A 26,925-nucleotide genomic window follows, 5' to 3' on the forward strand; every position below is an offset into this window, starting at 1 on the left:
CATGCGCGTACGTACGACCGCCGTGGTGGCCGGAGCCGCCTCGCTGCTGCTGCTCACCGGCTGCGGCGCCGCCGACATGACCCAGCAGGCCTCGCCGTTTGCCAACGCGCAGGGCGCCAAGACCGTGAACCTGTCCGTCCAGTCCTGGGTAGGCGCCCAGGCCAACGTGGCCGTCGCCCAGTACCTCCTGGAGCACGAACTCGGCTACCGCGTCGACACCGTGCAGGTCGACGAGGTCCCCGCCTGGGACGCGCTCAGCCAGGGCCGCGTCGACGCCATCCTGGAGGACTGGGGCCACCCCGAGCAGGAACAGCGCTACGTCCAGGACAAGAAGACCATCGTGAACGGCGGCGGCCTCGGCGTCACCGGGCACATCGGCTGGTACGTCCCCACGTACTTCGCGAAGCAGCACCCGGACGTCACCGACTGGAAGAACCTCAACAAGTACGCCGACCAGATGCGCACCGCGGAGAGCGGCGGCAAGGGCCAGCTGATGGACGGCTCGCCCTCCTACGTCACCAACGACAAGGCGCTCGTCAGCAACCTGGACCTGGACTACCAGGTGGTGTTCGCCGGTTCGGAGGCCGCGCAGATCACTCAGATCAAGCAGTTCGCCAAGGAGCAGAAGCCCTTCCTCACCTACTGGTACGCACCCCAGTGGCTCTTCAAGAAGGTCCCCATGACCGAGGTGAAGCTCCCCGCCTACAAGGAGGGTTGCGACGCCGACCCGCAGAAGGTGGCCTGCGCCTACCCGCACACCCCGCTCCAGAAGTACCTCAACGCCGACTTCGCGAAGACCGGCGGCAAGGCGGCCGCGTTCCTGAAGAAGTTCAAGTGGACGACCGAGGACCAGAACGAGGTCTCCCTGATGATCGCCGACCAGAAGCTGACACCCGAGGAAGCGGCGAAGAAGTGGGTGGCGGGTCACGCGTCGACGTGGAAGGCATGGATCGCGTAAGAAGATCCACGGGGAATGCCGGTGAACCGACTCCTTTCGGGCGAACGTGATTTTGGTGCCCCAGCGCCGTCTGGTGAGCTGAGCCGCATGAAGAAGATCGCCCACTTCGCTCTCGCAACCCTCACCACGATCTCGCTCGTCGGGCTGGCCTCGCCGTCCGCGGAGGCCGCCACCAAGTGGTACTGCAGCGGCAAACTGACGGCGCGGTGCATCACCAAGTCGGGGACCAAGGCCAAGGTCAAGTTCTCGAACACGACCTCCAGGTCGGCCAAGGGCAAGTTCGGCATCACCTGCTACGGCCCCGACGGCCAGAACGCCAAGGTCTACAAGGACGGCACGATCCCCGGCTACGACACCTTCACCACCTCATGGCGCCAGTGCCCCAAGGGGCTGCGCACGGGCGCCTACGGCTGGCAGATGAGCAACGGCAAGGTCTACTACACGGACTCGATCAGGTTCTAGCCGCAGGCCCGGGTCGGGGCGCGCCGCCCCGACCCGGACCGGTCAGCTCATCTCCGCGGCCAGTTCCGCGAGGATCTCGGACGACCGTCGCTGAAGGCCCGGCCCGAACGTGACCCGGGTGGCGCCCCGCTCCCCGAGTTCAGCGGGGGAGAGGCCCTTGCCCACCTGCGCGATCATGTTGATCGGCCCGTGGATCCCGGACCGCAGCAACGGCAGCACCTTCACCGGGGCGCCGATCGGATACACACAGTCGGCGCCCGCAGCCGTGTACAACGCCGCCCGCTCGATGGCCTGTTCGGGATCGTCGACCCCGCGCACGAACGTGTCGATCCGCGCGTTGACGAACAACTCGTCCCCGGCCGCGTACCGCACCTCCGCGAGCCACTCGGCGTGCTGGTGCGGGTCCTTGAGGACACCCCCGTTGGAGTCCTCAAGGTTGCAGCCCACGGCACCCGCCTCCAGCAGCCGGTCGACCAGTTCCTTCGGAGCCATCCCGTAACCGCCCTCGACATCCGCGGACACCGGGACGTCCACGGAGCGGGCGATCCGCGCGATCGCCGCGAACATCTCGTCCGCCGGCGTCGCCCCGTCCTCGTGTCCGAGCGCGGTGGCGACCCCCGCGCTGGGCGTCGCGAGCGCGGGAAAACCGGCGTCCGCGAAGACACGCGCGCTGGCCGCGTCCCAGGGGCCGGGCAGGACGAGCGGATCGTCCTGCGCCGGGCGGCGGTGCAGCCTGCGGAAGATCTCGACCTTGTTCATGCTGTGTGACCTCCCGGCGGGATACGGCGGCTCACCATCACCCGGTTCCAGTTGTTGATGGCGACGATCAGACCGGTGAGATGGGCGAGCCGGACGTCGTCGAAGTGCTGGGCGGCCCGCTCGTAGACGTCGTCCGGCACAAAACCGTCGGTGAGGACGGTCACCGCCTCCGTCAACGCCAGCGCCGCCCGCTCCCGCTCGTCGTAGACGTCCCCGGCCTCCTCCCACGCCGCCAGCAGATCCAACTGCCGCTCGCTCACCCCGTGTTCACGGGCGATGCCCAGATGCATGTCGAGGCAGAAGGCGCAGTGATTGAGCTGCGAGGCCCGGATCATCACCAGCTCGGCCAGCGCGGGGTCCCCCAACCCCTTCTTCGCGGCGGCGCTGAGCGCGGACATGGCCTGGCCGACGGCCTGGTCCAGCAGCCGGGTGCGTGCCGTCACCTGTGCCCCGGCCGGTAGTGCCCCGGAACCAGCCGACAGGTCACCCCGAACCTGTTCCACGCGTTGATGACGGCGATCGCGGCGATCAACTGCGCCAGCTCGGCCTCCGCGAAGTGCTTGGCGGCCCGGTCGTAGACGTCGTCCGGCACGAACCCGTCGGTGAGGACGGTCACCGCCTCCGTCAGCGCCAGCGCCGCGAGCTCCCGCTCGGTGTAGAAGTGCTCGGACTCCTCCCACGCGCTGAGCTGCACGATCCGCTCGACACTCTCGCCCGCCGCCAGCGCGTCCTTGCTGTGCATGTCGACACAGAGCGCGCAGTGGTTGATCTGGGAGGCGCGGACCTTCACCAGCTCCAGCAGCTTCGGGTCGAGGCCCTTCCGCGCGGCGGCGTCGAGCCGGACCATCGCCTTGAAGACCTCGGGCGCCTGCTCGGCCCATTGCAGTCGGGGGGTGTGTTCAGGGGCGTACTCCACGGTCGTCGGACTGTCCTCGGTGTGCGTCGTCATGATGTCGACGCTATGGGTGAGGCTGCCCACGGGTATGGTCCATTTCCATGCCGAAATCCTGGGCCACTCTGGGCGTCGACCTCCACCTGGAACCCACCGGCCCCGGCCTGCGCCGCGGTCTGACCGACGCCCTGCGCGAAGCCGTCCGCACCGGCCGCCTCGCCCCCGGTACCCGGCTGCCCTCCTCCCGCTCCCTCGCCGCCGACCTCGGCATCGCCCGCAACACCGTCGCCGACGCCTACGCCGACCTGGTCGCCGAGGGCTGGCTCACCGCCCAGCAGGGCGCCGGCACCCAGGTCGCGGACCGCGCGGTGGTCCCACCCCCGGGCACGGGCCCCGGCCGCCGCACCGCACACCGCCCCGCCCACGACTTCCGCCCCGGCACCCCCGACCTGACCGCCTTCCCACGCACCGAGTGGCTCAAGGCAGCCCGCCGCGCCCTCCTCGCGGCCCCGCACCACGCCCTCGGCTACGGCGACCCGCGCGGCCTCGCCGAACTGCGCACCGCCCTGGCCGGCTACCTGGCCCGGGTCCGCGGCGTGCGCACCGACCCCGACCACATCCTGATCATCGCGGGCTGCGCCCACGGCCTGCGGATCCTCGGCACGGTCCTGCGGGCCCGCGGCGTCCGCTCCGTCGCGGTCGAGTCGTACGGCCTCGACGTCCACTGGAACCAGCTGACCGCCGCGGGCCTGCGCGCCGAGGCACTCCCCTTCGACGAACTGGGCACGAACCCCGGCCGGCCCTCCCGCGCCGGGGCCGTCCTGCTCACCCCCGCCCACCAGTTCCCGATGGGCGTGCCCCTGCACCGGGACCGGCGGACCGCGGTCGTCGACTGGGCCAGGCGCACCGGAGGCCTGGTCCTGGAGGACGACTACGACGGGGAGTTCCGCTACGACCGCCAGCCCGTCGGCGCCCTCCAGGGGCTGGACCCGGACCGGGTCGTCTACCTCGGCACGGCCAGCAAGTCCCTGGCCCCCGGCCTCCGTCTGGCCTGGATGGTCCTCCCGCAGGACCTGGCCGAGGCCGCCGCCGAGGCGAAGGGCAAGGTCGACACCTGCGGGGTGCTGGACCAGCTGACCCTGGCGGAGTTCATCGCCTCCGGCGCCTACGACCGCCACGTCCGCGCCTCCCGCCTGCGCTACCGGCGCCGCCGGGACGCCCTCGTCACGGCGCTGGCCGCGCACGCCCCCGACGTCCATGTCACCGGCATCGCCGCCGGCCTCCACGCCGTCCTCCGCCTCCCACCCGGCACCGAACAGTCCGTGGTCCAGTCCGCCGCGTGGCAGGGCGTCGCCCTCCACGGCCTCTCCTACTTCCGCCACCCGCAGGCAGTGGCAGAACACCTGGACGCATTGGTGGTGGGCTACGGAGCTCCGTCGGACCGAGGCTGGGCGGGTGCACTGGAGGCACTGTGCAGGGCCATGCCCTAGCTGTCGGCCGGGCGGCGGTGCGAGGGGCGGCCGTTCGGCGGCTGCTTGGCGGCGGAGGGCGGGCTGGGTGGAGCGCTAGGGGGAGTGGCTGATCGTGGGCTGGGGCTGGGGCTGGGGCTGGGGCTGAAGGCCTGGGCTACGGCTGAGGCGGGGGCGGTGAGGCGGGCCAGTACAGCCGGCGCCCGCAGTGCGCGGGACGGTGTCGACGGGAGACGGGAGACGGGAGACGGCAGACAGGAGACGGGAGACGGGAGACGGGTGACGGGCGACAGCGGGTGCGGGACCCGGTGACCGTGGCCGCGCCGCACGGTCACGCGCCGACCGACTCCTCCGCCGGTGCCTCCCCGAACCGGGCCAATCCCAGCGCCCCCGCCACCGCCACCAAGAACCCCAGCACCGCCAGCCACCCCAGCCCCTCCCGCGTGCGGTCCCCCAGCCACACCACCCCCACCAGGGCGGGCCCGACCGTCTCCCCGATCACCATCGCGGCGGTCGCCACCGTCACCGACCCCCGCTGCACGGCCGAGGTCAGACACAGGAACGCGGCGGTCCCACCGAGCAGCAGCGCGTACGCCGCCGGATTCGTGAGCAGCTCCGACGGCGCGAGCGAGTCGATCAGCCGCACCGCGACCTCGACCACCCCGAACCCGAACCCGGCCCCCAGCCCGAGCAGCGGCCCCCGCCAACGCCCCGGCAGGCGTCCACCGCAGAGCCCGAGCAGCAGCACCCCCACGGCCACGGCGAGCATCACGTACCCCAACGCGTCCGGCCCGCCCAGATCCCCCTCCGTCCCGGACGCGACCCCCAGCATCGCGAGCCCGGCACACACCACGCCCACCGCGCCCCACTCCGGCCCGCTCAACCGCACCCGCAGCAGCCGCGCCGCGACCACCGCGGTCACCGCCAGGCTCGACGCCAACGCCGCCCCGACCGCATAGATCGGCACCGACCGCAGCGCCGCGATCTGCAACAGGAACCCCAGTCCGTCCAGCCCCAGCCCCGCCAGATACCGCCATTGCCGCACCGCCCGCAGCAGCAGCGCCGCCTCCCCGCCGCCCCCGGTGGCCGCCGCCCGCGTGGCAACCGCCTGCCACACCGTCGCCGTACCGAAACAGACCGCCGCGCCAAGCGCGCACACCATCCCAAAGAGCACAAAGTGACTGTAGGGGAGGGGAAGTGACGGGCGGGGCGCCTGCGGGCCGCTTATTACCGATCTCTAGGCTGACCGCCGGACAACCGAGAGACGAACACCGAGAGACGGACAACGGGGAGAGAAGGAAATGGCGGAGACACGGCGCCGGTTGCGCTCGAGCACGGTCGTGCTCGGCGGCATGGGAGTCGTCGCGGCGGCACTCACCTCCTGCGGCTCGGAACCCGACCGCCGCTGCGTCGACCGCGACAGCTACACCTACGAGGGCTACAAGATCGTCGCCGACAAGAACTGCAACTCCGGCAGCTCCGGCTCCTCCTCGTACGGCAAGAGCGGCAAGAAGAAGACCGGCACCGCCGACGCCGCCTGGTACTACGACGGTGACGTCAGCGGCAGCCACGCCGACTACGGCACCTTCAGCAAGAGCGAGGCGGTGGACCGCGGCGGGTTCGGCTGCTCCAGCGGCAGTGGCGGCGGCTGACCGGACCCAGGACGACGAGCAGACGGCAACCATGGAACGCCGCACCACCGAACCCCGCCCCGGCTGGCAGCAGACCGTCGAGGAACAGGGGCTCATCTACCCCCTCACCCGCTACCCCGACGACTCGCTGCGCCCCTACTGGGACGAGAGCGCCTACTACGTCTTCTCCCTCGACGAGGTAGAGGCGCTGGAGGAGGTCGTCGAGGAGCTCCACCGCATGTGCCTGCGGGCGGCGGACCACATCGTCACCGCCGGCCGCTTCGCCGACCTCGGCATCACCGACCCGCGGGTCGCCGACGCGGTCGCCGAGGCCTGGCGCCGCCGAGCCGAACTCCCCTCCCTCTACGGCCGCTTCGACCTCCGCTACGACGGCACCGGCCCGGCCAAGCTCCTGGAGTACAACGCCGACACCCCCACCTCCCTCGTCGAGGCCGCCTCGCCCCAGTGGTTCTGGATGGAGGAGCGCTTCCCCGGCGCCGACCAGTGGAACTCCCTCCACGAGCGCCTGATCGCCGCCTGGCAGAAGCAGGCCGCGCTGCTCCCGCCCGGCAGCCCCCTGTACTTCGCGTACTCGTCGGCCGACGAGCTCGGCGAGGACCTGATGACGGTCGCCTACCTCCAGGAGACCGCCGAGCAGGCCGGCCTCGACACCGCCTGGATCTCCATGGAGGAGATCGGCTGGGACCGGCTGTCCGGCCGGTTCGTCGACCAGCGGCTCCGCTTCATCCGCAGCTGCTTCAAGCTCTACCCCTGGGAGTGGCTGACCACCGACCGCTTCGCCGACCACGTCCTGGACACCCTCGACAACGGCGGCGGCACCGGCAGCACCCTGTGGATCGAACCCGCCTGGAAGATGCTGCTGAGCAACAAGGCGCTCCTGGCGATCCTCTGGGAGCTGTACCCGGGCCACCCCAACCTCCTGCCCGCCTACCTTGACGGGCCAAGGGAGTTGGCCGAATCGAAGGGGTACGTCGCCAAGCCGCTGCTGGGCCGTGAAGGCGCCGGCGTGACGATCCACGATCCGGGCACCCCCGCACCCGCTCCACGCGAAGAACCCTGCTGCTACCAGGAGTTGGCGCCCCTGCCCGACTTCGACGGCAACCGTGTCGTCCTCGGCGCCTGGGTCGTCGAGGACGAGTCCGCGGGGCTCGGCATCCGGGAGTCGTCCGGTCCGGTGACTGACGAATACGCGCGCTTCCTGCCCCACGTGATCCTCTGACACGCCACAATGACCGGCCCGTGACGAACGGAACGGAGAGGGGCGATCGGTGAGCGATACGGCCACGGTGGAGAACGGGTACATCTTCGACCCGTCCTGGGAGCGCGAACACAGCCGGCTCAGTGCGCTGGAGGAGATCTACGACGGCCAGAGCCGCCACCGGCTGACCGAGTCAGGGGTCACCGAGGGCTGGCGCTGTCTGGAGGTGGGCTGCGGCGCCGGCAGCATCGCCCGCTGGCTGGCCCGCCAGGTCGGCGCCGCGGGGCGGGTCCTCGCCGTCGACCTCGACACCCGCTTCGCCGGCGCCCACACGCTGTCCAACCTGGAGGTGCGCCGACACGACATCCTCGCCGAGCCGCTCCCCGACGCCCCCTTCGACCTCGTGCACGCGCGGGCCGTGGTGGAACACCTCGCCGACCGCGACGAGGCCCTTCGGCGCATGGCCGCCGCGACCCGACCCGGCGGGTGGGTGGTCGTGGAGGACTTCGACATCGACGGGCCGATGTACCCGGCCGCCGCCCGCTACTACCCGCCCGAGTACCTGGAGGTCGCCGAGCGCCTCGGCCGCGCACTCCGGGCCGCCTTCGGCGCCGCGGGAGTGGACCCCGGCACCGGCCGCCGCCTGCCGCAGGCACTGACGGACGCGGGCCTCACCGACGTCGGCGCGGAGGTCTACGCCCCGGTGCTGACCGGCGGCAGCGCGGCCTTCTTCCCCCTCACCCTGCGCTCACTGCGGCCACGACTGCTGGAGACGGGCGAGGTGAGCGACGCGGACATCGAGGACGTGATCACCATGACCAAGAGCCGGGGGACCACCTACATCCCCAACTTCATGGTCGTCGCCTGGGGCCGCAAGCCGTCCTGAAAGCGGGCCGCCCTGAAGGCGAGCCGTCCTATAGCCGAGCCGCCCTGAAGCCGAGCCGCCCGGCCCCCGCGAGCCCCGGAACAGGGCGGCTCCTCGCTCGCATGGTGGACGTAGGACCGCCGCCGTCCGGCGCGCCCGGTAGGCTGCCTGACAGGCCGTGACTGGCGCGCTGGGATGGGACGGACCATCGGGGAGCGGCCTGTGAGTGATCAAGTGCCGTGCGCCTGGGCCGAACCGTGAATCGTGACCGCAACCCGCCACGCCATCCGGAGGCCGCACATGTCGGAGCAGCAGCCCCTCTCCACCGAGTCCACCGCCTTCCGCGCCGCCCTCGATGTGATCCGCGCCGTCGAGCCGCGCGTCGCCGACGCCATCGGCCAGGAGGTCCACGATCAGCGCGAGATGCTCAAGCTGATCGCCTCCGAGAACTACGCCTCCCCGGCCACCCTCCTCGCGATGGGCAACTGGTTCAGCGACAAGTACGCCGAGGGCACCATCGGCCGGCGCTTCTACGCCGGCTGTCGCAACGTCGACACCGTCGAGTCCCTCGCCGCCGAGCACGCCAGGGAACTCTTCGGCGCCCGCCACGCCTACGTCCAGCCGCACTCCGGCATCGACGCCAACCTGGTCGCCTTCTGGTCCGTCCTCGCCGACCGCGTCGAGGTCCCCTTCCTGGAGAAGACCGGCGTCCGCCAGGTCAACGACCTCACCGACGCCGACTGGGCCGAGCTCCGCCAGGCCTTCGGCAACCAGCGCATGCTCGGCATGTCGCTGGACGCCGGCGGTCACCTCACCCACGGCTTCCGCCCGAACATCTCCGGCAAGATGTTCGACCAGCGCTCCTACGGCACCGACCCGGCGACCGGGCTGATCGACTACGAGGCGCTGCGGGTGTCCGCCCGTGAGTTCAAGCCGCTCATCATCGTCGCCGGCTACTCCGCCTACCCCCGTCTGGTGAACTTCCGCATCATGCGCGAGATCGCCGACGAGGTCGGCGCGACCCTGATGGTGGACATGGCGCACTTCGCCGGCCTGGTCGCGGGCAAGGTGCTGACCGGTGACTTCGACCCGGTCCCGCACGCCCAGATCGTCACCACCACCACCCACAAGTCGCTGCGCGGCCCGCGCGGTGGCATGGTCCTGTGCGACGACTCCCTCAAGGACCAGGTCGACCGCGGCTGCCCGATGGTCCTCGGCGGCCCGCTCCCGCACGTCATGGCCGCCAAGGCCGTCGCCCTCGCCGAGGCCCGGCAGCCCGCCTTCCAGGACTACGCGCAGCGGATCGTCGACAACTCCCGCGCCCTCGCCGAGGGCCTGATGCGCCGCGGCGCGACCCTGGTGACCGGCGGCACCGACAACCACCTCAACCTGATCGACGTCGCCACCTCCTACGGCCTCACCGGCCGCCAGGCCGAGGCCGCCCTCCTCGACTCCGGCATCGTCACCAACCGCAACGCGATCCCGGCCGACCCGAACGGCGCCTGGTACACCTCCGGCATCCGCATCGGCACCCCCGCCCTCACCACGCGTGGTCTGGGGACCGCCGAGATGGACGAGGTCGCCGGCCTCATCGACCGCGTTCTGACCACCACCGAGCAGGGCACCACCAAGTCGGGAGCGCCCTCCAAGGCGTCGCACGTCCTCGACCCCAAGGTCGCCGACGAGATCTCGCACCGCGCCACCGACCTCGTCGCGGGCTTCCCGCTGTACCCGGAGATCGACCTGGGCTGATCAACGCCCTCTTGAGTTGTCAAAGACCGGCGACTCTCACAGGTCGATGAGTTCCTGACGTGGTTCCTCCCGCGGCGGTCCGGCTCCCCGCCGGTCCGCCGCGCGGCGTGTCAGCAGGGTCCCGCCCGCGCCACCGCCCCACCGACGGGGCCCAGGGCGACCCCGGCGACCAGCCCTGCCGCGGCCGCCCGGAAGCAGGCCCTCATATGTCCCTCAGTTCCTGCCGGGGCCCCGGCTCCCGTGTCCGCCACCGCCGCAGCGCCGGTACCGCCTCCGGCAGCCGGAGGGCGAAGGGGCGCAGCATCAGCGTCAGCACCGCCCCCGCCGCGAGGCCCGGCAGCGCCCACCACCAGTCGGTGTCGCCGCCCGACCCCGGCCCCGACCGCTGGGCCGACGCTGCTGCGGATGCCGACTCGGTGGTCTCCGGCGCCGCCCCCTCCGTGCCGGATGTGTCCCAGGGCGGCGGGTACTCCACCGCGGAATCGCCGGCGGAGGTCTCGCCCATCACATCCAGGTCCTCGAGGAGGCCACGGAGCACGGCGGGCTGGTCCGCCCGGTGCCAGGTGCCGTTCCCCGGCGCGTCCAGGCTCGCCGCCGTGTGTATCCAGACCGCCTCGGAGTCCACCGCCGGATAGACCCGGTCCACCCGCCAGGGCGTCACGTCGTGCACCAGCCACGTGACGTTGATCTGCGGACCGGCCACCAGATCGGCCTCGGGCGGTTTGGCCGCCGTGCCTTTGCCCGGTTGGCCGAGGAGCCGCTCCAACACGCCGTACTGCCGGTCGGAGTGGTACAGCGACGCCGTCTCCGCGCTCTCCGGCGAGACGATCAGCACGCTCGTCGGCCCACCGGCCGCCGCGGGCCCCGCACCCCACAACGTGAGCCCGAGAGCCGCCGCCAACACCCCCGCCAGCGCCGCCAGTCGGCCTCCGCCACCCCTTTGGCCACTCATCCGTCCGTGCATCAGAACCCCCAACCAGCCGATGCCGTACGGCCCGCCCCCGTCTCCGCGAGCCGCGTGTCACTTCTGGTACACCGCCCGACCCGCCGAGGTTCCCACCCCGGCCGCACTATTTCGGAGGCTGCACCGGCGACTTCGCGATCTCCACCGCCCGCGCCTTCGACGCGACGCCCTCCAGCCGCAGCGTCACGTCCTCGGCGCCCACCGCACGGCTCCACAGCAGCGTCGGCCCGGCGGTCCGCTCCTGCCGCGTGTAGCGCTTCCCGTCCGGGTCCACCAGCCAGAAGCTCAACAGGTGGGGGCGCGGAAACCACAGCGCCGTGTCGCTGCCCGCGCCCGCGTCCGAAGAGGCGTCTTCCAGCGAGATCCACTCCGGCTGCTCGCGCACGGTCTTGGCGAAGCTGATGTCCAGCCCCGCCGCGAACTGGTCCAGCCGGATCGTCTTCCCGTGCTCGCGCCAGCACAGACCGACCAGGAACCGCCCCTGCCGCTCACCGGTCACCGACACCGCGTCCGGGGAGCCGAGCGCCTCCGGCACCAGCGGTGCGAAGCCGGCCCGCCGCTCGGCCTGCGCGAGGGACACCGAGCGCCCGCAGCCCGGCACCTCGGCGCCGGGCGAGGGCACCGCCGACGGGTCGTACCGCACCTCGACGCCGCCGAAGTCGAACCAGTCGTAGACCGCGGCCCGCACCGGTGGTGTGACCGCCAGCACGGTCAGGAGTCCGCACAGTGCCGCGGTCAGGGAGCGCCACCGCAGCCGTGTCCAGCGCCGCACCGCGATCAGCCGCTCACGGGGACCCGAGCGCTCGGGCACCGGGACCGGCACGTGCTCGGCGAGTATCTGGCCCAGCACCCGCTCCACCATCGTCTCGGAGTCGAGGGCGCCACCGGTCCCGCCGGTACCGGACGCGTCCAGCGACCTGCCCAGCGCCCGCAGCTCTTCCGGCAGCCCCCCGGGACCGCGGCCACCCTCACCGTCGTACGGCATTCGCCCCTCACTCACGCTCGTCACCCCCTTTCCGAGGCTCGAAATCCGGCAGCAGTCGGCCCAGTTTCCGCAGGGCGCGGTTCAGCCGGGACTTGACCGTGCCCCGGGGCCAGCCCAGGGCCTGGGCCGTCTCGGACTCGTCCATCTCCAGCAGATAGCGGTAGGTGACGACCAGGCGGTGTTCCTCGCTCAGCTTCTCCAGGGCCGTCAGCAGGGCCGCGCGGCGCTCCGTCTCGAGTGTCGCGACCGCCGGGTCCGCCGATTCCGGTATCAGCGGCTCCGTCTCCACGAAGGCCGCCTCCCGGCCGGCGAGCGTGCGCTGCCGGGCCGCCGTACGCACTGTGTTCCTCGTCTCATTGGCGACGATCGACAGCAGCCACGGCCGGAACGCCGCCCCGTCCTTGAACCTGCCCAGCGCGCAGTACGCCTTGACGAAGGCCTGCTGCACCACGTCCTCCGCGTCCGCACCCGCCCCCAGTGCCGCGGCCGCCCGGAGCGCGATGCCCGTGTGGGCGCGCACCAGCTCCGCATACGCCTCGGCCTCCCCGGCGCGTACGCGTGCGATCACCGCGGCCTCATCGACGATGCGGCCCCCCTCCCGCGTTCTCACACTCTTGTTACACCGCAGGAGACGGATCGGTTCCCATCTGTTTCCGACCAGTTCCGGATCGGGGCCCGACACCTGAGAGAATGGTGAGCATGGCCTCTGATCGTCCTCGCGTGCTCTCCGGAATCCAGCCCACCGCGGGCTCGTTCCACCTCGGCAACTACCTCGGCGCCGTCCGTCAGTGGGTGGCCCTGCAGGAGTCCCACGACGCGTTCTACATGGTCGTCGACCTGCACGCGATCACGATCCCCCAGGACCCGGCCGAGCTGCGCGCCAACACCCGGCTCGCCGCCGCCCAGCTGCTGGCCGCGGGCCTCGACCCCGAGCGCTGCACGCTGTTCGTCCAGAGCCACGTCCCCGAGCACGCCCAGCTCGCCTGGATCATGAACTGCCTCACCGGCTTCGGCGAGGCCTCCCGCATGACCCAGTTCAAGGACAAGTCCGCCAAGCAGGGCGCCGACCGCGCGAGTGTCGGCCTCTTCACGTACCCGATCCTCCAGGTCGCGGACATCCTGCTGTACCAGGCCAACGAGGTCCCGGTCGGCGAGGACCAGCGCCAGCACATCGAGCTCACCCGTGACCTCGCCACGCGCTTCAACGGCCGGTTCGGCGAGACCTTCACGCTTCCGAAGCCGTACATCCTCAAGGAGACGGCGAAGATCTACGACCTTCAGGAGCCGTCGATCAAGATGAGCAAGTCGGCGTCCACGCCGAAGGGCCTCATCAACCTCCTCGACGAGCCGAAGACCACCGCCAAGAAGGTCAAGAGCGCGGTCACCGACACCGACACCGTCATCCGCTTCGACACCGTGGAGAAGCCGGGCATCAGCAACCTGCTCAGCATCTACTCGACCCTCACGGGTACCGGAATCGCGGAACTGGAGCAGAAGTACGACGGCAAGGGCTACGGTGCGCTCAAGACGGACCTCGCCGAGGTCATGGTCGAGTTCGTGACGCCGTTCCGGGAGCGCACCCAGCAGTACCTGGACGACCCCGAGACGCTGGACTCGATCCTGGCCAAGGGTGCGGAGAAGGCGCGCGCGGTCGCCGCGGAGACGCTGTCCCAGGCCTATGACCGGGTCGGCTTCCTGCCCGCCAAGCACTGAGGCGCAAGCCCGCACAGACGTACCACTGGACAGAGCGCTGCACATCACTACGGTTGCGCCTGCCCACAACACAGCCGTGGCCGTACAGTCGATAGCCGTACGGCCGGGACGAAGCCGACAGAAGACAGGGAGACGACGTGGGGACCGTAACGATCGGCGTGTCGATCGCGGTCCCGGAGCCTCACGGCAGCCTGCTCCAACAGCTGCGCGCGGGCTTCGGCGACGCCGCTGCTCACGGCATCCCCACGCATGTCACGCTGCTGCCGCCGACCGAGGTCGACGACACCGCGCTGCCCGCCATCGAGGCGCACCTGACCGAGGTCGCCGCGGCCGGCCGGCCGTTCCCGATGAAGCTGTCCGGCACCGGCACCTTCCGGCCGCTGTCACCGGTGGTGTTCGTCCAGATCGTGGAGGGCGCCGAGGCCTGCACCTGGCTGCAGAAGCAGGTCCGTGACGCCTCCGGTCCGGTGGCCCGCGAACTCCAGTTCCCGTACCACCCGCACGTCACGATCGCCCACGGCATCGAGGACGAGGCCATGGACCGCGCCTACGCGGAGCTGTCCGACTACACCGCCGAGTGGCCCTGCACCGGCTTCGCCCTCTACGAACAGGGCGCCGACGGCGTATGGCGCAAGCTCCACGAGTACGCCTTCGGCGGCACCGTGGTACCGCCCCAGGCCTCGGCTCCGGTGGAACAGGGCACGACCGCCCCGTAGAACCCACGCGCGCGCACGCCGTCCCGGCCCCGCCTAGATCGGCAGCCGTCGGAACACCTCCCGTGGCACATGCCGCAGTGCCGACATCACCAGCCGTAGCGCCCCCGGCACCCACACCGTCTCCGAACGGCGCCTGAGACCCAGCTCGATGGCGGTCGCGACCGCCTCCGGTGTCGTCGCCAGCGGTGCCTCCGGCAGACCGGCGGTCATCTTCGACCGTACGAACCCGGGGCGTACGACCATGACGTGCACGCCGGTGCCGTGCAGCGCGTCGCCCAGGCCCTGGGCGAAGGCGTCCAGGCCGGCCTTGCTGGAGCCGTAGATGAAGTTGGAGCGGCGGGCCCGCTCGCCGGCCACGGAGGACAGCACCACGAGCGAGCCGTGGCCCTGGGCCTGCAACGCGCGCGCGGAGACCAGCCCGGCCGACACCGCGCCCGTGTAGTTGGTCTGCGCGACCCGCACCGCGCTCACCGGCTCGCGCTCGTCGCGCGCCTGGTCCCCGAGGATGCCGAAGGCGAGCAGCACCATGTCGATGTCGCCCTCCGCGAAGACCTTGCCGAGGACCGTCTCGTGGGACTCGGGGTCGAGCGCGTCGAAGGCGACGGTGTGCACGTCGGCGCCCAGAGCGCGCAGCTCGGCCGCGGAGCCCTCCAGCTCGGGCGAGGGGCGCCCCGCCAGCCACACCGTGCGGGCGCGGCGGGCGACGAGGCGGCGCGCGGTGGCGAGCGCGATCTCGGACGTGCCGCCGAGGACGAGCAGGGACTGGGGGATGCCGAAGGCGTCCTTCACGACAGCAGCTCCTGGAGATTGGCCGGATTGGCTAGAGGGCGAGGCGGCGCGACAGGTCCGAGACGAACACCGCGCGCGGGTCCGACTCGGCGCGCAGCGCCCGGAAGTCGTCGAGGCGCGGGTACATCGCCGCGAGCAGGTCGGGCCGCAGCCGGGAGTCCTTGGCGAGGTAGACGCGCCCCCCGGCGGCGGCCACCTCCTCGTCCAGTTCGTCGAGGAGGGCGGCGAGGCCCGGCAGGGCCGCCGGGAGGTCCAGGGCCAGCGTCCAGCCGGGCATCGGGAACGAGAGCCAGCCGGGGTCGGCGTCACCGAAGCGCTTGAGGACGGCGAGGAAGGACGGGCAGCGACGCCGCGAGAGGCGGCGCACGACGCGGCGCAGGGTCTCCTCCCGGCCGTACCCGACGACGAACTGGTACTGCACGAGGCCGCCGCGGCCGTAGACCCGGTTCCAGTGGGGTACCCCGTCCAGCGGGTGGAAGAAGGCGGCGAGGCTCTGGAGTTGGCCGGTACGCGCGCGGGGGGCCTTGCGGTACCAGAGCTCGTTGAACAGGCCCACGGTGGTCGGGGTGAGCAGGCCCTCCGGGAGGAAGGGGGGTACGGCCGGGAGCCGGGGGGTGCGGAAGGCCAGCGGCTCCCTACGCGCGCGTGGGTCCAGCGACTCCAGGGGCGCGTGGTCGCCGCGGGTCAGCACGGCGCGGCCCGTCGCTGCGCCGCGCGCGAGCAGGTCGATCCAGGCGACCGAGTAGCGGTACTGGTGGTCGGTGGCCGACAGCCGGGCCATCAGGTCGTCCAGATCACGGGCCCGCTCGGTGTCCACCGACATCAGTGACGTCTCGACCGGCTGGAGTTGGACCGTCGCGGTCAGGATCACGCCCGTCAGACCCATGCCGCCCGTGGTCGCGTCGAACAGGGGTGTGCCGCGGCTCACCGTGCGGATCTCCCCGTCGGCGGTGAGGAGTTCGAAGGACAGGACGTGGCGCGAGAAGGAGCCGCAGACATGGTGGTTCTTGCCGTGGACGTCGGCCCCGATCGCCCCGCCGACCGTGATGTACCGGGTGCCGGGGGTGACCGGCACGAACCAGCCCAGCGGCAGCAGCACCCGCATCAGCCGGTGCAGGGAGACGCCCGCGTCGCACAGCACGATGCCGTTGGCGGCGTCGATCACATGGACGCGGTCCAGACCCGTCATGTCGAGCACGGCTCCGCCGGCGTTCTGCGCGGCGTCCCCGTACGCCCGTCCCAGGCCCCTGGCGATGCCTCCGCGGGCCCCGCAGCCCCGGACGGCGGCCGCGGCCTCCTCGTACGTCCGTGGGCGGATCAGACGGGCCGTGGTGGGTGCCGTGCGGCCCCATCCCGTGACGGAAACGGTCTCGGCAGACATGCCGGTGACCGTATCGCCCTTAAGTGGGCGATTTGTTTTCAAACATTCAGAGACATTCATTCCCTCCCCGAAATGGGTGATTAATGGGATGTCGCTCAATATTGCCGGAGCTATCGCGGCGTCGACGTGAACAGTGACTCCACATGGGCCACCTCGACGACCTCCACGACCTCGGCGACCTGGATCACCGAGCCCTTTCGGCGCTCCGGGCGTGCGGCGGCCACCCGCGCGTCGCGGGCGGCGCGCGAGCCCTGTCCCGGGCCGGCGAGCACGGGGCGCTGTGGCTCGCGGCGGGCCTCGCCGGTGCCGCCGTGGACGGCGCGCGGCGCGGCTCCTGGTTGCGCGCGACGGCGCTCATCGCGGGCGCGCACGTCGTCAGCATGGGTGTGAAAAGGGTGGTGCGCCGCCCCCGCCCCGCGCACGTCGAACCCCTCGTACGCACCGCGGGCCGGCACTCCTTCCCGAGCTCGCACGCGACCTCCGCGACGGCCGCCGCCGTCGCCTTCGGAGCCCTGGGGGTGGGCGCCGTCCGCCCGCTCGCCGCCGCGATGTGCCTCTCGCGCGTGGTCGTCGGAGTCCACTACCCGTCCGACGTCGCTGCCGGCGCGGCCCTGGGGGCGCTCACGGCGCGTGCGGGTGCGCGCTGGATGAGAGGAGGCGCGGGATGACTGAGACAGCGCCGCTCACGAACAGCGCGCAGCCCAAGAACACGGCGCTTCTCGAACAGCGCACGCCCCCGCGCCGCACCCCGCCACCGCGCAAGGGCTCCCTCCTGGGAGGCCTCGTCAGGACCGCCCGCCCCAAACAGTGGGTCAAGAACGTCCTCGTCATCGCCGCCCCGGCGGCCGCCGGGCAGCTCTTCACCACGCACGCCCTCACCCGACTCGCCCTGGTCTTCGCGCTGTTCACGGCCTGCGCCGCCGCCGTCTACCTGATCAACGACGCCCGCGACGCCGACGCCGACCGCGCCCACCCCACCAAACGCCACCGCCCGGTCGCCGCCGGACAGGTCCCCGCCCTGGCCGCGTACGCCACGGGAGCCGTCCTCGCCGCCCTCGCGCTCACCGCCGCCGTCCGGCTCACCCCGCCCCTCGTCCCGGCGCTGCTCACCGCCTACCTGGGCATGCAACTGGCGTACTGCGTCAGCCTCAAGCACGTCCTCGTCGTGGACCTCGTCGTCGTCACGACCGGCTTCCTGATGCGGGCGATGGTCGGCGGGCTCGCGCTGGGCATCCCGCTGTCGCGCTGGTTCCTGATCACGACCGGCTTCGGGGCGCTGTTCATGGTGGCGGCCAAGCGCTACTCGGAAGCCGTGCAGATGGCCGGGAAGGCGGGCGCCACGCGCGCGTTGCTCACCGAGTACACCACCGGATACCTGCGCTTCGTCTGGCAGCTGGCGGCCGGGGTCGCCGTCCTCGGGTACTGCTTGTGGGCGCTGGAGGAGGGCGGGACGCACACCGGACTGCTGCCCTGGCGGCAGCTGTCCGTGGTGGCGTTCATCCTCGCGGTCCTGCGCTACGCCGTCTTCGCCGACCGCGGCACGGCCGGCGAGCCCGAGGAGGTCGTCCTCGGCGACCGCGCCCTCGCGCTGGTCGGCCTGGTCTGGCTCGCCATGTACGGGCTGGCGGTGGCCCATTGGTGAGCGGCCACGGTGCCGCGCTTTCGGGGTATTCGCACAGTGGGCTTCCGTACGTTCGGCACCTAGGTCAACGAGGGCAGATTCGGATCATGGACTGGCTGAAGAAACTCCCCGTGGTCGGGCCGGTGGTGGCCCGGCTGACGGCCACGCACGCGTGGCGGTCGTACGAGCGTCTGGACCGCGTGAAGTGGTCGCAACTGGCGGCCGCGATGACGTTCATCAGTTTCATCGCGCTGTTCCCGCTGCTGACCGTGGCCGCCGCGGTCGCCGCCGCGACCCTCAGCACCCAGCAGCAGGACAAGCTGGAGGACAAGATCGCCGACCAGGTGCCCGGTATCTCCGAGCAGCTGAACATCGACGGTCTGGTCGCGAACGCCGGCACCGTCGGGCTCATCGCCGGCGCCGTCCTGCTGTTCACCGGCATCGGCTGGGTCGGCTCCATGCGCGAGTGTCTGCGCGCGGTGTGGGAGCTGCCCGACGACGAGGAGAACCCGCTGCTGCGCAAGGCCAAGGACGCGGGCGTGCTGCTCGGCCTCGGCGGCGCCCTCCTCGTCACGATCGCCGCGTCCACCGTCGGCTCCGCCATGGTCGGCTGGATCAGCGACGAGATCGGCATCGACCGGGAGGGCTGGGGCGCGGTCCTGCTGCGGACCGCCGCGTTCCTGATCGCCGTACTCGCCGACTTCCTGCTGCTCCTGTACGCCCTCACCCTGCTGCCCGGAGTGCAGCCGAGGCGCCGCCGGCTGCTGGTGGCGGCGTTGATCGGGGCCGTCGGGTTCGAGCTGCTGAAGCTGCTGCTGAGCGGCTATATGCAGGGCGTGGCCGCGAAGAGCATGTACGGCGCGTTCGGCGTGCCCGTCGCCCTGCTGCTGTGGATCAACTTCACCTCGAAGCTGGTCCTGTTCTGCGCCTCCTGGACGGCGACGCAGAGCGCGGAGGACGAGCACGACGGCGAGTCGCGGGACGAGCCGGGGGTCAGTGGCGGCGACGTACGAGATCCGGCAGCGGCCACCGGCGGTTGACCAGGAACGCGCCGGCCGCCAGCAGCACCAGCACACCGCCGGTGATCGCGAGCGCGATACCGATCCCGCGCGAGCCCTTGTCGACCGCGGCGGCCACCGGCTTGCCCGCGGTGGACGCGGACGGGGAGGCCGAGGCGCCGCCCGCCTGCCCGTTGTCGTTCGCCCCCGGCTGGGCGCTCGGCTGCGCGCCCTTGGGCGCCACCAGCTCGCCCACCGGCTCGACCTTGCCCGCGGCCTTGAAGCCCCAGTCGAAGAGCTTGGCGGTCTCCTTGTAGACCTCGTTGTGCTCGTCCTTCTCCGGGTTCATCACGGTGACGAGGAGCACCTTGCCGCCCCGCTCGGCGACACCGGTGAAGGTGGCGCCGGCATTGGTGGTGTTGCCGTTCTTGACGCCCGCGATGCCCGGGTAGACATCGACGTCGGAGTCGCCGGACAGCAGCCGGTTGGTGTTCTGGATCTCGAAGGACCCGCGGACCTTCTTGCCCTTCTTGTTCTTCTTCGTCTCGCCGGGGAACTTCGCGGTGACGGTCGAGGAGTACTCGCGGAAGTCCTTCTTCTGAAGACCGGAACGGGCGAACAGCGTCAGGTCGTACGCGCTCGACACCTGGCCCTCGGCGTCGTAGCCGTCGGGGCTGACCACGTTCGTGTCGAGGGCCTGGAGCTCCTCGGCGTGCGCGTTCATCTCGGCGACGGTGTTCTTCACGCCGCCGTTCATCGCGGACAGCACGTGCACGGCGTCGTTGCCGGAGCGCAGGAAGACACCGAGCCACAGGTCGTGGACGGTGTACGTCTCGTCCTCCTTTATCCCCACCATGCTGGAGCCGGCGCCGACGTCCGCCAGGTCGGCGGGAACGACCTTGTGCTTCTCGGTGCTGGGGAACTTCGGCAGGACCGTGTCGGCGAACAGCATCTTCAGGGTGCTCGCCGGGGCCAGCCGCCAGTGCGCGTTGTGCGCGGCCAGCACATCGCCGGTCTCCGCGTCCGCCACGATCCACGAGCGCGCGCTGAGGTCCTTCGGCAGCACCGGCACGCCGCTCGCCAGATTCACCTGGGTCCCGGCCTGCCCGAGCCGGGCGCCGCCGACGGTCGACATGTTCGCGGGGGGAGTGGCCGAGGGGGAGGCGGAGGCCGAACTCGACGGCTTCGGGCTCGGGGCCGCGAACACGGGGGCTGCGGTCAGCGCGAAGGACGTCAGGGCGGCGGAAACGACCAGCAGGGAGCGCCTGGCGGTCTTCTGGGGTGCGGGCACGGTCGGAAACGTACATGTAGCGGGCCGGGAAGTCCCGCCGCCCACCCCACCCCGGACGCGGAACCGGACACCCGGCGGAGATACTGGGCGTATGAAGCTCAGCCGCCCCGTCTCCTGGTTCCTGCTCGCCTTCGGGGTGTGGAGCTGGATCATCTGGATCACTTTCGTCAAGAATCTCGTCAAGGACGGCAGCGGCCTCGCGTTCGACGACGCGGGCGACCCGACCGCGTACTTCTGGGTGCACCTGCTGCTCGCCGTCGTCTCCTTCGTATTGGGGACGGTCGTCGGGGGCATCGGGTTGCGCGGAGTGCGCGCACTGCGCCGGACGTCATAACCGGCGCCCCGCGTCCCCACCGACAACCAAGGGATACGACTTCGTGGTCATCGTCTTCGCGCTGCTCGCCCTGACCGTCCTCGTGACGGCCAACTGGTACGTGTGGCGGCGGCTGTTCCGCGACACCACCCGCGGGCCCGGCTGGGTGCGCCGCACGGGCGCGGTGGTGGTCGCCGGCGGCTGGGTGCTGACCGTCACGGCGCTGATCGCCGAGCGCGCGGGCGCCCCCTTCTGGCTCCAGCGGGTCCTGGCCTGGCCGGGCTTCCTGTGGATGGCGCTGTCGATCTACCTGCTGCTGGGAGTGGTGGTGGGCGAGGTCGTACGACCGCTGCTGCGCCGCGTCCTGGAGCGGCGGGACCAGCGCCGGGCGGGCGAGACGGCGACGGTACGGCAGCGGGAGCGCGTCCCGGCCGGAGCGGCGGAGCCGGTGGGCGTCGCGGAGAGCGTGCCGGAGCCGGTCCCGGCCGGAGCGGGGCAGAGCGAGCCTGAAGCGGCTCCGAAGCCCCCGGCGGACCCGAAGTCGACGGCCACCGCGGGCCCCTCCGCACAGGCCGCCGCAGAGCCCTCCGTCCCGGGCGGCCCGGGTTCCGAAGAGCCCCCGCGCGCGGATGAGCCCGCCACCCCCTCCCGCCGTCTCTTCGTCTCCCGTGTCGTGGCCGGTGCCGCGGCCGCCGCCGCGGTCGGGACCGTCGGGTACGGCACGTACGGCGTGCTGCGCGGGCCGAAGGTCAAGCGGGTGACCGTGCCGCTGGCCAAGCTGCCGCGCGCGGCGCACGGTTACCGCATCGCCGTGGTGAGCGACATCCACCTCGGCCCGGTCCTCGGCCGCGGCTTCGCGCGGACGGTCGTCGACACGATCAACTCCACCCAGCCCGACCTGATCGCCGTCGTCGGCGACCTGGTCGACGGCAGCGTGAAGGACCTCGGTCCGGCGGCCGCGCCCCTCGCGCAACTCCGGGCCAGACACGGCACGTTCTTCGTCACCGGCAACCACGAGTACTTCTCCGGCGCCGAGCAGTGGGTCGAGGAGGTACGGCGGCTCGGTATGCGCCCGCTGGAGAACGACCGGACGGAGATGCCGTACTTCGACCTGGCCGGCGTCAACGACATCGCGGGCGAGAGCGAGGGACAGGGACCCGACTTCGCCAAGGCCCTCGGCGACCGGGACACGGCACGCGCGTGCGTGCTCCTCGCCCACCAGCCGGTGCAGATCCACGACGCCGTGGACCACGGCGTGGACCTCCAGCTCTCCGGCCACACCCACGGCGGCCAGCTCTGGCCCGGCAACTTCGTCGCCCAGGCCGCGACCCCGCCCCTCGCGGGGCTGGAACGTTACGGCGACACCCAGCTCTACGTCCGCCGCGGCGCCGGCGCCGGGGGGCCGCCGACCCGGGTCGGCGCGCCGTCGGACATCACGGTGATAGAGCTGGCGTCGCGGCAGGCCTGAGGACGTTCCCGGCGACCCCTGTGGGAACTCTGTGAAACCCGGCGGCAACACCTTGCGGCAATGACTTTCTCAACTCTCAAGATCCCTCTTCCCCCGGTTGAAACGCGTGTGGTTAGGTGAGCCGCGCCGCTAGGGGAGCGGCGCATGCGCTGGGGCCGCAGGGGCCCGGGGAGGGCAACCGATGCGATCGGTTCGCATACGGATTCTCGCGACGCTGGTGGTGCTGACGGCCGTGGGAGTGGGCGGCTGGCAGCTGATGCCGTCGCAGGAGGATCCGGGCAAGACCATCAAGGTGGGCACGTCGGACGTCGTCACGTCCCTCGACCCGGCCGGCGCCTACGACGCCGGGTCGTGGGCTCTGTTCAGCAACGTCTTCCAGTCGCTGCTGACCTTCGAGGCGGGCGGCTCCCAGCCGGTGCCCGACGCGGCGGAGAGCTGCAAGTTCGAGGGCGGTGACCTGCGCACGTACCAGTGCAAGCTGCGGGACGGGCTCACCTTCCCGAGCGGGCGCCAGATGACCGCCGAGGACGTGAAGTACTCCTTCGACCGGGTCAAGAAGATCAAGTCGGACGTCGGTCCGTCCTCGCTCCTGGACACCCTGAAGTCGGTGTCCGCGAGCGGTCTGACCGTGACCTTCCATCTGTCCTCCGCGGACGCCACCTTCCCGTTCAAGGTGGCCACCGGGGCCGGCTCGATCGTCGACCGGAACAAGTACCCGGCGAACGGCCTGCGCACCGACAACGGCGTGGACGGCACCGGCCCGTACGAGCTGACGTCGTACACGAAGGACGAGAAGGCGGTCCTCGTGCCCAACGGGCACTACAAGGGCGCCATCAACGACGCGGGGCGCCCCGTCGAGCTGCGCTACTACAAGGACGCCGACGCCCTCGACAGCGCCTGGAAGAAGAAGCAGGTCGACGCCGCCACCCGGCAGCTGCCGCCGAAGACGCTCGCCGAGCTGAATCCGAGCGACCCGTCCATGCGGGTCTCCGAGGCCGACAGCTCCGAGGTCCGCAACCTCTACCTCAACACCCGCGCCTCCTCGCCGCTGCACGAGGTGAAGGTCCGTCAGGCGATGGCCTGGCTGATCGACCGCGAGCGGCTGGCGGCCACGGTGTACGAGGGGACCGTCGACCCGCTGTACTCGCTGATCCCGACCGGCATCACCGGCCACACCACGGCGTTCTTCGACACCTACCCGACGGAGAGCGCCAAGAAGGCCCGCGCCCTGCTCACCGAGGCCGGCGTGAGCCTGCCGGTCCGCTTCACCTACGGCTACGGCATCGGCCGCGCCTCCGCCGCCGGGGAGGCCAAGGAGCTCAAGCGGCAGCTGGAGGCGAGCGGTCTGTTCAAGGTGACCGTCAAGGGCTACGAGTGGACCGACTTCCAGAAGCGCTGGGTCGGCGGCAAGCTCGACGCGTACGCCGTCGGCTGGGTCGCCGACTATCCCGACCCGGACACCTACGGCGGCCCGCTCGTCGGCACCGACGCGACGATGAGCACCGGGTACAGCAGCGCTGCGGTCGATCGTCTGATTCAGGCCAGTCAGCAGTACGAGAGCCGGGGCGACGCCGCGGACGACTTCCGTGCCGTGCAGGACACCGTCGCCCGAGATGTTCCGGTCATTCCGCTGTGGCAGGCCAAGGAGTACGTGGTGACCAGCGAGGACGTCGGTGGTGGCCAGTATCTTTCGGACGGGACCGGTGTGTTCCGGCTCTGGCGGCTCAACTGGATCTGACGCGATCCGACGGCATTGACATTCGCCGGAGTGACGCGGGGTAGCAGCCCTACGCAGCACCATGTGACGGAGGTGTGCGCGGGGTGAGGAGCAAACGTGTTGAGACGCAACTCCTTCCGGTTGCCCCGGCACCCGGCTTCCGTCGGTCTCGCCCGGCGCCGCGTGCGGGACCATCTGGCCGACTGGGGGCACGGGACCGACGATCCGGCACTGGCGGACGCGGTCCTGCTGGTGTCCGAGCTGGCGACCAACGTCGTACGCCACGGGCCCTTGCTGGAGCGCGAGTTCGAGGTCGCCGTCACCGCACTCGCCGACGGCTCCTGCCTCATAGAGGTCTCCGACGAGGGCCAACTGGAGCCCCGCCTCAGGGTGGTCGGCGACTGGGAGGAGACCGGCCGCGGACTCCACCTGGTGGAGAACATCGCCGCGGCGTGGGGCGTGTGGAGCAGGGGGCGGCACGGCAAGACCGTATGGGCTCTGGTCCTCGCCCACACATGACCCCACGGGCCCCGGCATGAAGCCGCGACGTCCGCGCCGACAGGGTCCCGCGCGCGTCGGGGGCGTCTGCGCTGGCAGGGTCGGGCGGGTGTCGGGTTGGCCTGCATACGCGTCGGTGGGTCGCGTGTGCATCCGGTCGACGACGTCTGCCTGGCGGGGCCACGCGCGTCGGGTCGGCGACCTGCGTTCCGGTATGTCACGCGCGACCCCGGACTCGGTTGCGTTCGGGCCGGCATGTCACGCCGCGCCCCGGAGTCGGCTATGTCCGGGCCGGCAGGATGACCGTCACCGTCAGGCCCTCGCCGGGGGACGTCCGGACCGCGACCCGTCCGCCGTGGGCCTGGACGACGCCCTGGACGATGGCCATGCCGAGGCCGCTGCCCGCGCCCCCGCCGGCCCGGAAGAAGCGGTCGAAGACCCGGGCGGCGTCCTCCTGGCAGAGGCCGGGGCCCTCGTCGGAGACGCTCAGGCGTACGACGCCGTCCGCCCGGGTCACCCCGAGCCGCACCGGCACCTCGGCGGGCGTGTGGGTGCGCACGTTGCCCACCAGGTTGCCCAGTACCTGCCGCAGCCCGGACTCGTCGGCGCGGACCAGCAGCGCGCCCTCGGCGTCGACCTCGACCGGCCGGTCCGGCTGCTGCACCCGCAGGTCCTCGGCCGCGTCCCGCACCAGGCGGCTCAAGTCGACGTTCTTGAAGCGCAGTTCGGGCTGCTGGTCGAGGCGGGCGAGGGTGAGCAGTTCGTCGACCAGCCGCCCCATCCGGTCCGCCTCCGCCATCACCCGCTCCCAGGCCCGCTTGCGCTCGGCCTCCTCGCGCAGCATGCCCTTGTCGTACAGCTGGAGATAGCCGCGTATCGCCGACAGCGGGGTGCGCAGCTCGTGCGAGGCGTCGGCGACGAACCGGCGCAGCTGGGACGCGCTGTGCTCGCGCGTGCGGTACGCCGACTCCACCTGCTGGAGCATGGAGTTGAGGGCGACCCGCAGCTGCTCGACCTCCAGGGTGGCCTCCCGGCTGGACGGCACCCGCCGGGTCAGGTCCCCCTCGGCGATCGCCGACGAGGTCTCCACCATGTCCTCCAGCGGTCGCATCCGGCGCCGCACGCTGAACATGGTCAGACAGGCCAGCAGCGCCAGCAGCAGGCTGCCGATGGCGAGATCGAGTTTGACCGCCTTGCCGACGCCTCTGTGCACGGCCTCGGTGGAGGTGGCGAGCAGCACGTACGTGCCGTCGGCGAGATGGGCCGCGGTCGCCCGGTAGGCGTCACCGCGCACCTTGACGTCGTGCGGCTCGGTGTCGGCGGCCAGCGCGCGCGGGTCGCCCACGGCGGCCGCGAAGTCCCGCTGGACGTCGCTCGGGGTGTAGCCGGCCAGGGAGAGCGTCCCGCCGCGTTCGTCGACGAGCGTGAGGAGCTCGTCCGGGCGGGGGTCCGCCACGTTCTGCCGCATGAACTGCTCGCGCACGATCGCCAGGTCGCTGAGGCCCTCGATCATCTCCAGCGTGAGCTGCGAACCGCCGAGCGCCTTACGGGTCTGGGCGAGTTCGCCGTCGATCTGGTCGAGCAGGTAGTACCGCATGCCCATCACGCTCACCGCGGTCGCCGCGACGATGCCGAGCGCCAGCAGCACCACGTTCGCCAGCGTCAGCCGGGCGCGCAGCGAGCGCCGGGACAGGGAGCGCGGAAACCTCATGCGAGCCCGTATCCGACGCCCCGCCGGGTGGTGATGACCGGCGCTCCCAGGGTGTCCAGCTTGCGCCGCAGATAGCTGATGTAGGTCTCCACGACGGTCGACTCGGCCGGGGCGTGCTCGTACTGCCAGACATGGCGCAGGAGTTGCTCCTTGGGCACGATCCGCCCGCCGTTGCGCACCAGGAACCGCAGCAGCGCGTACTCGGTGGGGGTGAGCTCCACGGTCCGTCCCGCACGGTGCACGCTGTACGTCGTCTCGTCCAGCTCCAGGTCGCCGTAGGTGAGCGGCGGCCGCTGCGGCAGCACGTCCGCGCGCCGGGTGCGCCGCAGCACGGCGGTGATCCGGGCGACGACCTCGTCGATGTTGAACGGCTTGGTGATGTAGTCGTCGCCGAAGGCGAGCGCCCCGACGATCTCGCCGGGCGAATCGCGCGCGGTGAGGAAGACCAGCGCCAGGTCGGGCCGCTCCGCGCGGAACCGGCGTCCCAGGGCCCGGCCGTCGCCGTCGGGCAGCATGACGTCGAGCAGCGCCACGTCGGGCCGGGTGCGCTCGACGAGCGTCAGGGCCTCCCGGACGGTGCCCGCGACCATCACCTCGAACCCGTGGAAGCGCAGGGCGATGGCGAGGACGTCCGCGATGCTCTCCTCGTCCTCCACGACCAGCACGGTGCCCGGACCCTCCCGACTGTCAGTCATGTGCTCAGTATCGGCGGCCCCACTGACAGCCGGGCCGGTCCGGTGCTTTGGAGTTCCT

At 71.6% G+C, this 26,925-nt stretch carries 28 protein-coding genes and 1 riboswitch; of the genes, 16 read left to right on the forward strand and 12 right to left on the reverse strand.

The genetic code is table 11. The annotated features are described in order from the left end of the window. Nucleotide 1 precedes the first annotated feature (1 nt). Nucleotides 2-958, forward strand: coding sequence for an ABC transporter substrate-binding protein (locus ABKA17_RS01100; protein WP_353689876.1), 957 nt, complete (start codon nucleotides 2-4; stop codon nucleotides 956-958). Nucleotides 959-1,045: 87 nt separating this feature from the next. Further along, nucleotides 1,046-1,420 (forward strand): hypothetical protein, encoded by a 375-nt coding sequence (locus ABKA17_RS01105; protein WP_353689877.1) that lies wholly within the window; start codon nucleotides 1,046-1,048, stop codon nucleotides 1,418-1,420. A 42-nt stretch (nucleotides 1,421-1,462) separates the two neighbouring features. Here ABKA17_RS01105 and ABKA17_RS01110 read toward each other — a convergent pair whose 3' ends face one another. From ABKA17_RS01110 to ABKA17_RS01120, 3 genes are read right to left on the reverse strand one after another with little or no spacing between them, the layout of a single operon-like run. Next, entirely contained in the window at nucleotides 1,463-2,179 is a 717-nt protein-coding gene (locus ABKA17_RS01110; RefSeq protein WP_353689878.1) for an isocitrate lyase/PEP mutase family protein, read from the reverse strand. Beyond that, the gene (locus ABKA17_RS01115) at nucleotides 2,176-2,622 is read right to left on the reverse strand and encodes a carboxymuconolactone decarboxylase family protein (RefSeq protein ID WP_353689879.1); all 447 of its coding nucleotides are present in this window, start codon (nucleotides 2,620-2,622) and stop codon (nucleotides 2,176-2,178) included. The genes ABKA17_RS01110 and ABKA17_RS01115 overlap by 4 nt, the downstream gene beginning before the upstream one ends. Next, nucleotides 2,619-3,128 (reverse strand): carboxymuconolactone decarboxylase family protein, encoded by a 510-nt coding sequence (locus ABKA17_RS01120; protein WP_353689880.1) that lies wholly within the window; start codon nucleotides 3,126-3,128, stop codon nucleotides 2,619-2,621. The genes ABKA17_RS01115 and ABKA17_RS01120 overlap by 4 nt, the downstream gene beginning before the upstream one ends. Before the next feature lie 47 nt (nucleotides 3,129-3,175). Here ABKA17_RS01120 and pdxR point away from each other — a divergent pair, with 47 nt between their 5' ends. Next, entirely contained in the window at nucleotides 3,176-4,561 is a 1,386-nt protein-coding gene (gene pdxR, locus ABKA17_RS01125; RefSeq protein ID WP_353689881.1) for a MocR-like pyridoxine biosynthesis transcription factor PdxR, read from the forward strand. 310 nt (nucleotides 4,562-4,871) lie between these two features. Here pdxR and ABKA17_RS01130 read toward each other — a convergent pair whose 3' ends face one another. Further along, complete coding sequence (locus ABKA17_RS01130) at nucleotides 4,872-5,702, reverse strand: hypothetical protein (protein WP_353690738.1); 831 nt, start codon at nucleotides 5,700-5,702, stop codon at nucleotides 4,872-4,874. A 139-nt stretch (nucleotides 5,703-5,841) separates the two neighbouring features. On the opposite strand from ABKA17_RS01130, the gene ABKA17_RS01135 reads away from it, so the two are divergent. The 4 genes from ABKA17_RS01135 (at nucleotide 5,842) to ABKA17_RS01150 (ending at nucleotide 10,007) form a co-directional block, all read left to right on the forward strand. Beyond that, on the forward strand, nucleotides 5,842-6,192 hold the full coding sequence (locus tag ABKA17_RS01135; RefSeq protein WP_353689882.1) for a hypothetical protein: 351 nt from the start codon (nucleotides 5,842-5,844) through the stop codon (nucleotides 6,190-6,192). A gap of 31 nt (nucleotides 6,193-6,223) precedes the next feature. Beyond that, on the forward strand, nucleotides 6,224-7,411 hold the full coding sequence (locus tag ABKA17_RS01140) for a glutathionylspermidine synthase family protein (RefSeq protein ID WP_353689883.1): 1,188 nt from the start codon (nucleotides 6,224-6,226) through the stop codon (nucleotides 7,409-7,411). A gap of 49 nt (nucleotides 7,412-7,460) precedes the next feature. Then, nucleotides 7,461-8,276: a methyltransferase domain-containing protein gene (locus tag ABKA17_RS01145; RefSeq protein ID WP_353689884.1), complete on the forward strand. Its 816-nt coding sequence runs from the start codon at nucleotides 7,461-7,463 to the stop codon at nucleotides 8,274-8,276. A gap of 147 nt (nucleotides 8,277-8,423) precedes the next feature. After that, a riboswitch (ZMP/ZTP riboswitch) is annotated at nucleotides 8,424-8,513 on the forward strand. Nucleotides 8,514-8,555: 42 nt separating this feature from the next. Beyond that, nucleotides 8,556-10,007, forward strand: a complete 1,452-nt coding sequence (locus ABKA17_RS01150; protein ID WP_353689885.1) for a glycine hydroxymethyltransferase — start codon at nucleotides 8,556-8,558, stop codon at nucleotides 10,005-10,007. Nucleotides 10,008-10,209: 202 nt separating this feature from the next. Here the strand turns inward: ABKA17_RS01150 and ABKA17_RS01155 are convergent, their stop codons facing one another. The 3 genes from ABKA17_RS01155 to ABKA17_RS01165 all read right to left on the reverse strand — a co-directional run bounded on the left by ABKA17_RS01155 (nucleotide 10,210) and on the right by ABKA17_RS01165 (nucleotide 12,566). Then, entirely contained in the window at nucleotides 10,210-10,959 is a 750-nt protein-coding gene (locus tag ABKA17_RS01155; RefSeq protein WP_353689886.1) for a hypothetical protein, read from the reverse strand. Nucleotides 10,960-11,077: 118 nt separating this feature from the next. Continuing rightward, the gene (locus ABKA17_RS01160; protein WP_353690739.1) at nucleotides 11,078-11,956 is read right to left on the reverse strand and encodes a hypothetical protein; all 879 of its coding nucleotides are present in this window, start codon (nucleotides 11,954-11,956) and stop codon (nucleotides 11,078-11,080) included. A 7-nt stretch (nucleotides 11,957-11,963) separates the two neighbouring features. Beyond that, nucleotides 11,964-12,566 carry an RNA polymerase sigma factor gene (locus ABKA17_RS01165; protein WP_502994092.1) on the reverse strand — a complete coding sequence of 201 codons (603 nt, stop codon included), beginning with the start codon at nucleotides 12,564-12,566 and terminating at the stop codon, nucleotides 11,964-11,966. An 89-nt stretch (nucleotides 12,567-12,655) separates the two neighbouring features. On the opposite strand from ABKA17_RS01165, the gene trpS reads away from it, so the two are divergent. After that, complete coding sequence (trpS, locus tag ABKA17_RS01170) at nucleotides 12,656-13,669, forward strand: tryptophan--tRNA ligase (protein WP_353689888.1); 1,014 nt, start codon at nucleotides 12,656-12,658, stop codon at nucleotides 13,667-13,669. 137 nt (nucleotides 13,670-13,806) lie between these two features. Next, a complete protein-coding gene (locus tag ABKA17_RS01175; RefSeq protein ID WP_353689889.1) occupies nucleotides 13,807-14,385 on the forward strand; it encodes a 2'-5' RNA ligase family protein in 579 nt (192 codons plus the stop codon). A gap of 33 nt (nucleotides 14,386-14,418) precedes the next feature. On the opposite strand, the gene dprE2 is transcribed toward ABKA17_RS01175, so the two are convergent. Then, a complete protein-coding gene (gene dprE2, locus ABKA17_RS01180; protein ID WP_353689890.1) occupies nucleotides 14,419-15,174 on the reverse strand; it encodes a decaprenylphospho-beta-D-erythro-pentofuranosid-2-ulose 2-reductase in 756 nt (251 codons plus the stop codon). Between the two features lie 31 nt (nucleotides 15,175-15,205). Then, complete coding sequence (dprE1, locus tag ABKA17_RS01185; RefSeq protein WP_353689891.1) at nucleotides 15,206-16,555, reverse strand: decaprenylphosphoryl-beta-D-ribose oxidase; 1,350 nt, start codon at nucleotides 16,553-16,555, stop codon at nucleotides 15,206-15,208. 143 nt (nucleotides 16,556-16,698) lie between these two features. Between dprE1 and ABKA17_RS01190 the strand changes: the two genes are divergently transcribed. The 3 genes from ABKA17_RS01190 to ABKA17_RS01200 all read left to right on the forward strand — a co-directional run bounded on the left by ABKA17_RS01190 (nucleotide 16,699) and on the right by ABKA17_RS01200 (nucleotide 19,216). Beyond that, nucleotides 16,699-17,223: a phosphatase PAP2 family protein gene (locus ABKA17_RS01190; protein WP_353689892.1), complete on the forward strand. Its 525-nt coding sequence runs from the start codon at nucleotides 16,699-16,701 to the stop codon at nucleotides 17,221-17,223. Next, a complete protein-coding gene (locus ABKA17_RS01195; RefSeq protein ID WP_353689893.1) occupies nucleotides 17,220-18,197 on the forward strand; it encodes a decaprenyl-phosphate phosphoribosyltransferase in 978 nt (325 codons plus the stop codon). Before ABKA17_RS01190 ends, ABKA17_RS01195 begins: the two co-directional genes overlap by 4 nt. A gap of 86 nt (nucleotides 18,198-18,283) precedes the next feature. Continuing rightward, nucleotides 18,284-19,216 carry a YihY/virulence factor BrkB family protein gene (locus ABKA17_RS01200; protein WP_353689894.1) on the forward strand — a complete coding sequence of 311 codons (933 nt, stop codon included), beginning with the start codon at nucleotides 18,284-18,286 and terminating at the stop codon, nucleotides 19,214-19,216. On the opposite strand, the gene ABKA17_RS01205 is transcribed toward ABKA17_RS01200, so the two are convergent. Then, nucleotides 19,170-20,465: a D-alanyl-D-alanine carboxypeptidase family protein gene (locus ABKA17_RS01205; protein ID WP_353689895.1), complete on the reverse strand. Its 1,296-nt coding sequence runs from the start codon at nucleotides 20,463-20,465 to the stop codon at nucleotides 19,170-19,172. The genes ABKA17_RS01200 and ABKA17_RS01205 overlap by 47 nt on opposite strands. A gap of 91 nt (nucleotides 20,466-20,556) precedes the next feature. Between ABKA17_RS01205 and ABKA17_RS01210 the strand changes: the two genes are divergently transcribed. The 4 genes from ABKA17_RS01210 (at nucleotide 20,557) to ABKA17_RS01225 (ending at nucleotide 24,482) form a co-directional block, all read left to right on the forward strand. Then, complete coding sequence (locus tag ABKA17_RS01210; protein ID WP_353689896.1) at nucleotides 20,557-20,799, forward strand: SCO4848 family membrane protein; 243 nt, start codon at nucleotides 20,557-20,559, stop codon at nucleotides 20,797-20,799. Between the two features lie 43 nt (nucleotides 20,800-20,842). Continuing rightward, nucleotides 20,843-22,246, forward strand: coding sequence for a metallophosphoesterase (locus tag ABKA17_RS01215; RefSeq protein ID WP_353689897.1), 1,404 nt, complete (start codon nucleotides 20,843-20,845; stop codon nucleotides 22,244-22,246). A 181-nt stretch (nucleotides 22,247-22,427) separates the two neighbouring features. Continuing rightward, nucleotides 22,428-23,984: an ABC transporter substrate-binding protein gene (locus ABKA17_RS01220; RefSeq protein ID WP_353689898.1), complete on the forward strand. Its 1,557-nt coding sequence runs from the start codon at nucleotides 22,428-22,430 to the stop codon at nucleotides 23,982-23,984. A gap of 96 nt (nucleotides 23,985-24,080) precedes the next feature. Further along, on the forward strand, nucleotides 24,081-24,482 hold the full coding sequence (locus ABKA17_RS01225) for an ATP-binding protein (RefSeq protein WP_353689899.1): 402 nt from the start codon (nucleotides 24,081-24,083) through the stop codon (nucleotides 24,480-24,482). A 259-nt stretch (nucleotides 24,483-24,741) separates the two neighbouring features. Here the strand turns inward: ABKA17_RS01225 and ABKA17_RS01230 are convergent, their stop codons facing one another. Both ABKA17_RS01230 and ABKA17_RS01235 read right to left on the reverse strand, forming a co-directional pair. Continuing rightward, nucleotides 24,742-26,172, reverse strand: a complete 1,431-nt coding sequence (locus tag ABKA17_RS01230) for a sensor histidine kinase (protein WP_353689900.1) — start codon at nucleotides 26,170-26,172, stop codon at nucleotides 24,742-24,744. Next, nucleotides 26,169-26,867, reverse strand: coding sequence for a response regulator transcription factor (locus tag ABKA17_RS01235; protein ID WP_353689901.1), 699 nt, complete (start codon nucleotides 26,865-26,867; stop codon nucleotides 26,169-26,171). The genes ABKA17_RS01230 and ABKA17_RS01235 overlap by 4 nt, the downstream gene beginning before the upstream one ends. Nucleotides 26,868-26,925: the final 58 nt, after the last annotated feature.

The sequence above is a fragment of the Streptomyces sp. RG80 genome (assembly GCF_040446465.1).
In the GTDB taxonomy this organism is placed as follows: domain Bacteria; phylum Actinomycetota; class Actinomycetes; order Streptomycetales; family Streptomycetaceae; genus Streptomyces.

Bases quoted from the DNA above. Each gene is read 5' to 3' on its own strand.
- ABKA17_RS01140 (WP_353689883.1), top strand. From the start codon at position 6,224: ATGGAACGCCGCACCACCGAACCCCGCCCCGGCTGGCAGCAGACCGTC.
- ABKA17_RS01130 (WP_353690738.1), bottom strand. From the start codon at position 5,702: ATGGTGTGCGCGCTTGGCGCGGCGGTCTGTTTCGGTACGGCGACGGTG.
- ABKA17_RS01135 (WP_353689882.1), top strand. From the start codon at position 5,842: ATGGCGGAGACACGGCGCCGGTTGCGCTCGAGCACGGTCGTGCTCGGC.
- ABKA17_RS01155 (WP_353689886.1), bottom strand. From the start codon at position 10,959: ATGAGTGGCCAAAGGGGTGGCGGAGGCCGACTGGCGGCGCTGGCGGGG.
- ABKA17_RS01230 (WP_353689900.1), bottom strand. From the start codon at position 26,172: ATGAGGTTTCCGCGCTCCCTGTCCCGGCGCTCGCTGCGCGCCCGGCTG.
- ABKA17_RS01195 (WP_353689893.1), top strand. From the start codon at position 17,220: ATGACTGAGACAGCGCCGCTCACGAACAGCGCGCAGCCCAAGAACACG.
- ABKA17_RS01150 (WP_353689885.1), top strand. From the start codon at position 8,556: ATGTCGGAGCAGCAGCCCCTCTCCACCGAGTCCACCGCCTTCCGCGCC.
- pdxR (WP_353689881.1), top strand. From the start codon at position 3,176: ATGCCGAAATCCTGGGCCACTCTGGGCGTCGACCTCCACCTGGAACCC.
- ABKA17_RS01235 (WP_353689901.1), bottom strand. From the start codon at position 26,867: ATGACTGACAGTCGGGAGGGTCCGGGCACCGTGCTGGTCGTGGAGGAC.
- ABKA17_RS01120 (WP_353689880.1), bottom strand. From the start codon at position 3,128: ATGACGACGCACACCGAGGACAGTCCGACGACCGTGGAGTACGCCCCT.
- ABKA17_RS01160 (WP_353690739.1), bottom strand. From the start codon at position 11,956: ATGCCGTACGACGGTGAGGGTGGCCGCGGTCCCGGGGGGCTGCCGGAA.
- ABKA17_RS01190 (WP_353689892.1), top strand. From the start codon at position 16,699: ATGGGCCACCTCGACGACCTCCACGACCTCGGCGACCTGGATCACCGA.
- dprE1 (WP_353689891.1), bottom strand. From the start codon at position 16,555: ATGTCTGCCGAGACCGTTTCCGTCACGGGATGGGGCCGCACGGCACCC.
- ABKA17_RS01110 (WP_353689878.1), bottom strand. From the start codon at position 2,179: ATGAACAAGGTCGAGATCTTCCGCAGGCTGCACCGCCGCCCGGCGCAG.
- ABKA17_RS01105 (WP_353689877.1), top strand. From the start codon at position 1,046: ATGAAGAAGATCGCCCACTTCGCTCTCGCAACCCTCACCACGATCTCG.
- trpS (WP_353689888.1), top strand. From the start codon at position 12,656: ATGGCCTCTGATCGTCCTCGCGTGCTCTCCGGAATCCAGCCCACCGCG.
- ABKA17_RS01210 (WP_353689896.1), top strand. From the start codon at position 20,557: ATGAAGCTCAGCCGCCCCGTCTCCTGGTTCCTGCTCGCCTTCGGGGTG.
- ABKA17_RS01100 (WP_353689876.1), top strand. From the start codon at position 2: ATGCGCGTACGTACGACCGCCGTGGTGGCCGGAGCCGCCTCGCTGCTG.
- ABKA17_RS01220 (WP_353689898.1), top strand. From the start codon at position 22,428: ATGCGATCGGTTCGCATACGGATTCTCGCGACGCTGGTGGTGCTGACG.
- ABKA17_RS01200 (WP_353689894.1), top strand. From the start codon at position 18,284: ATGGACTGGCTGAAGAAACTCCCCGTGGTCGGGCCGGTGGTGGCCCGG.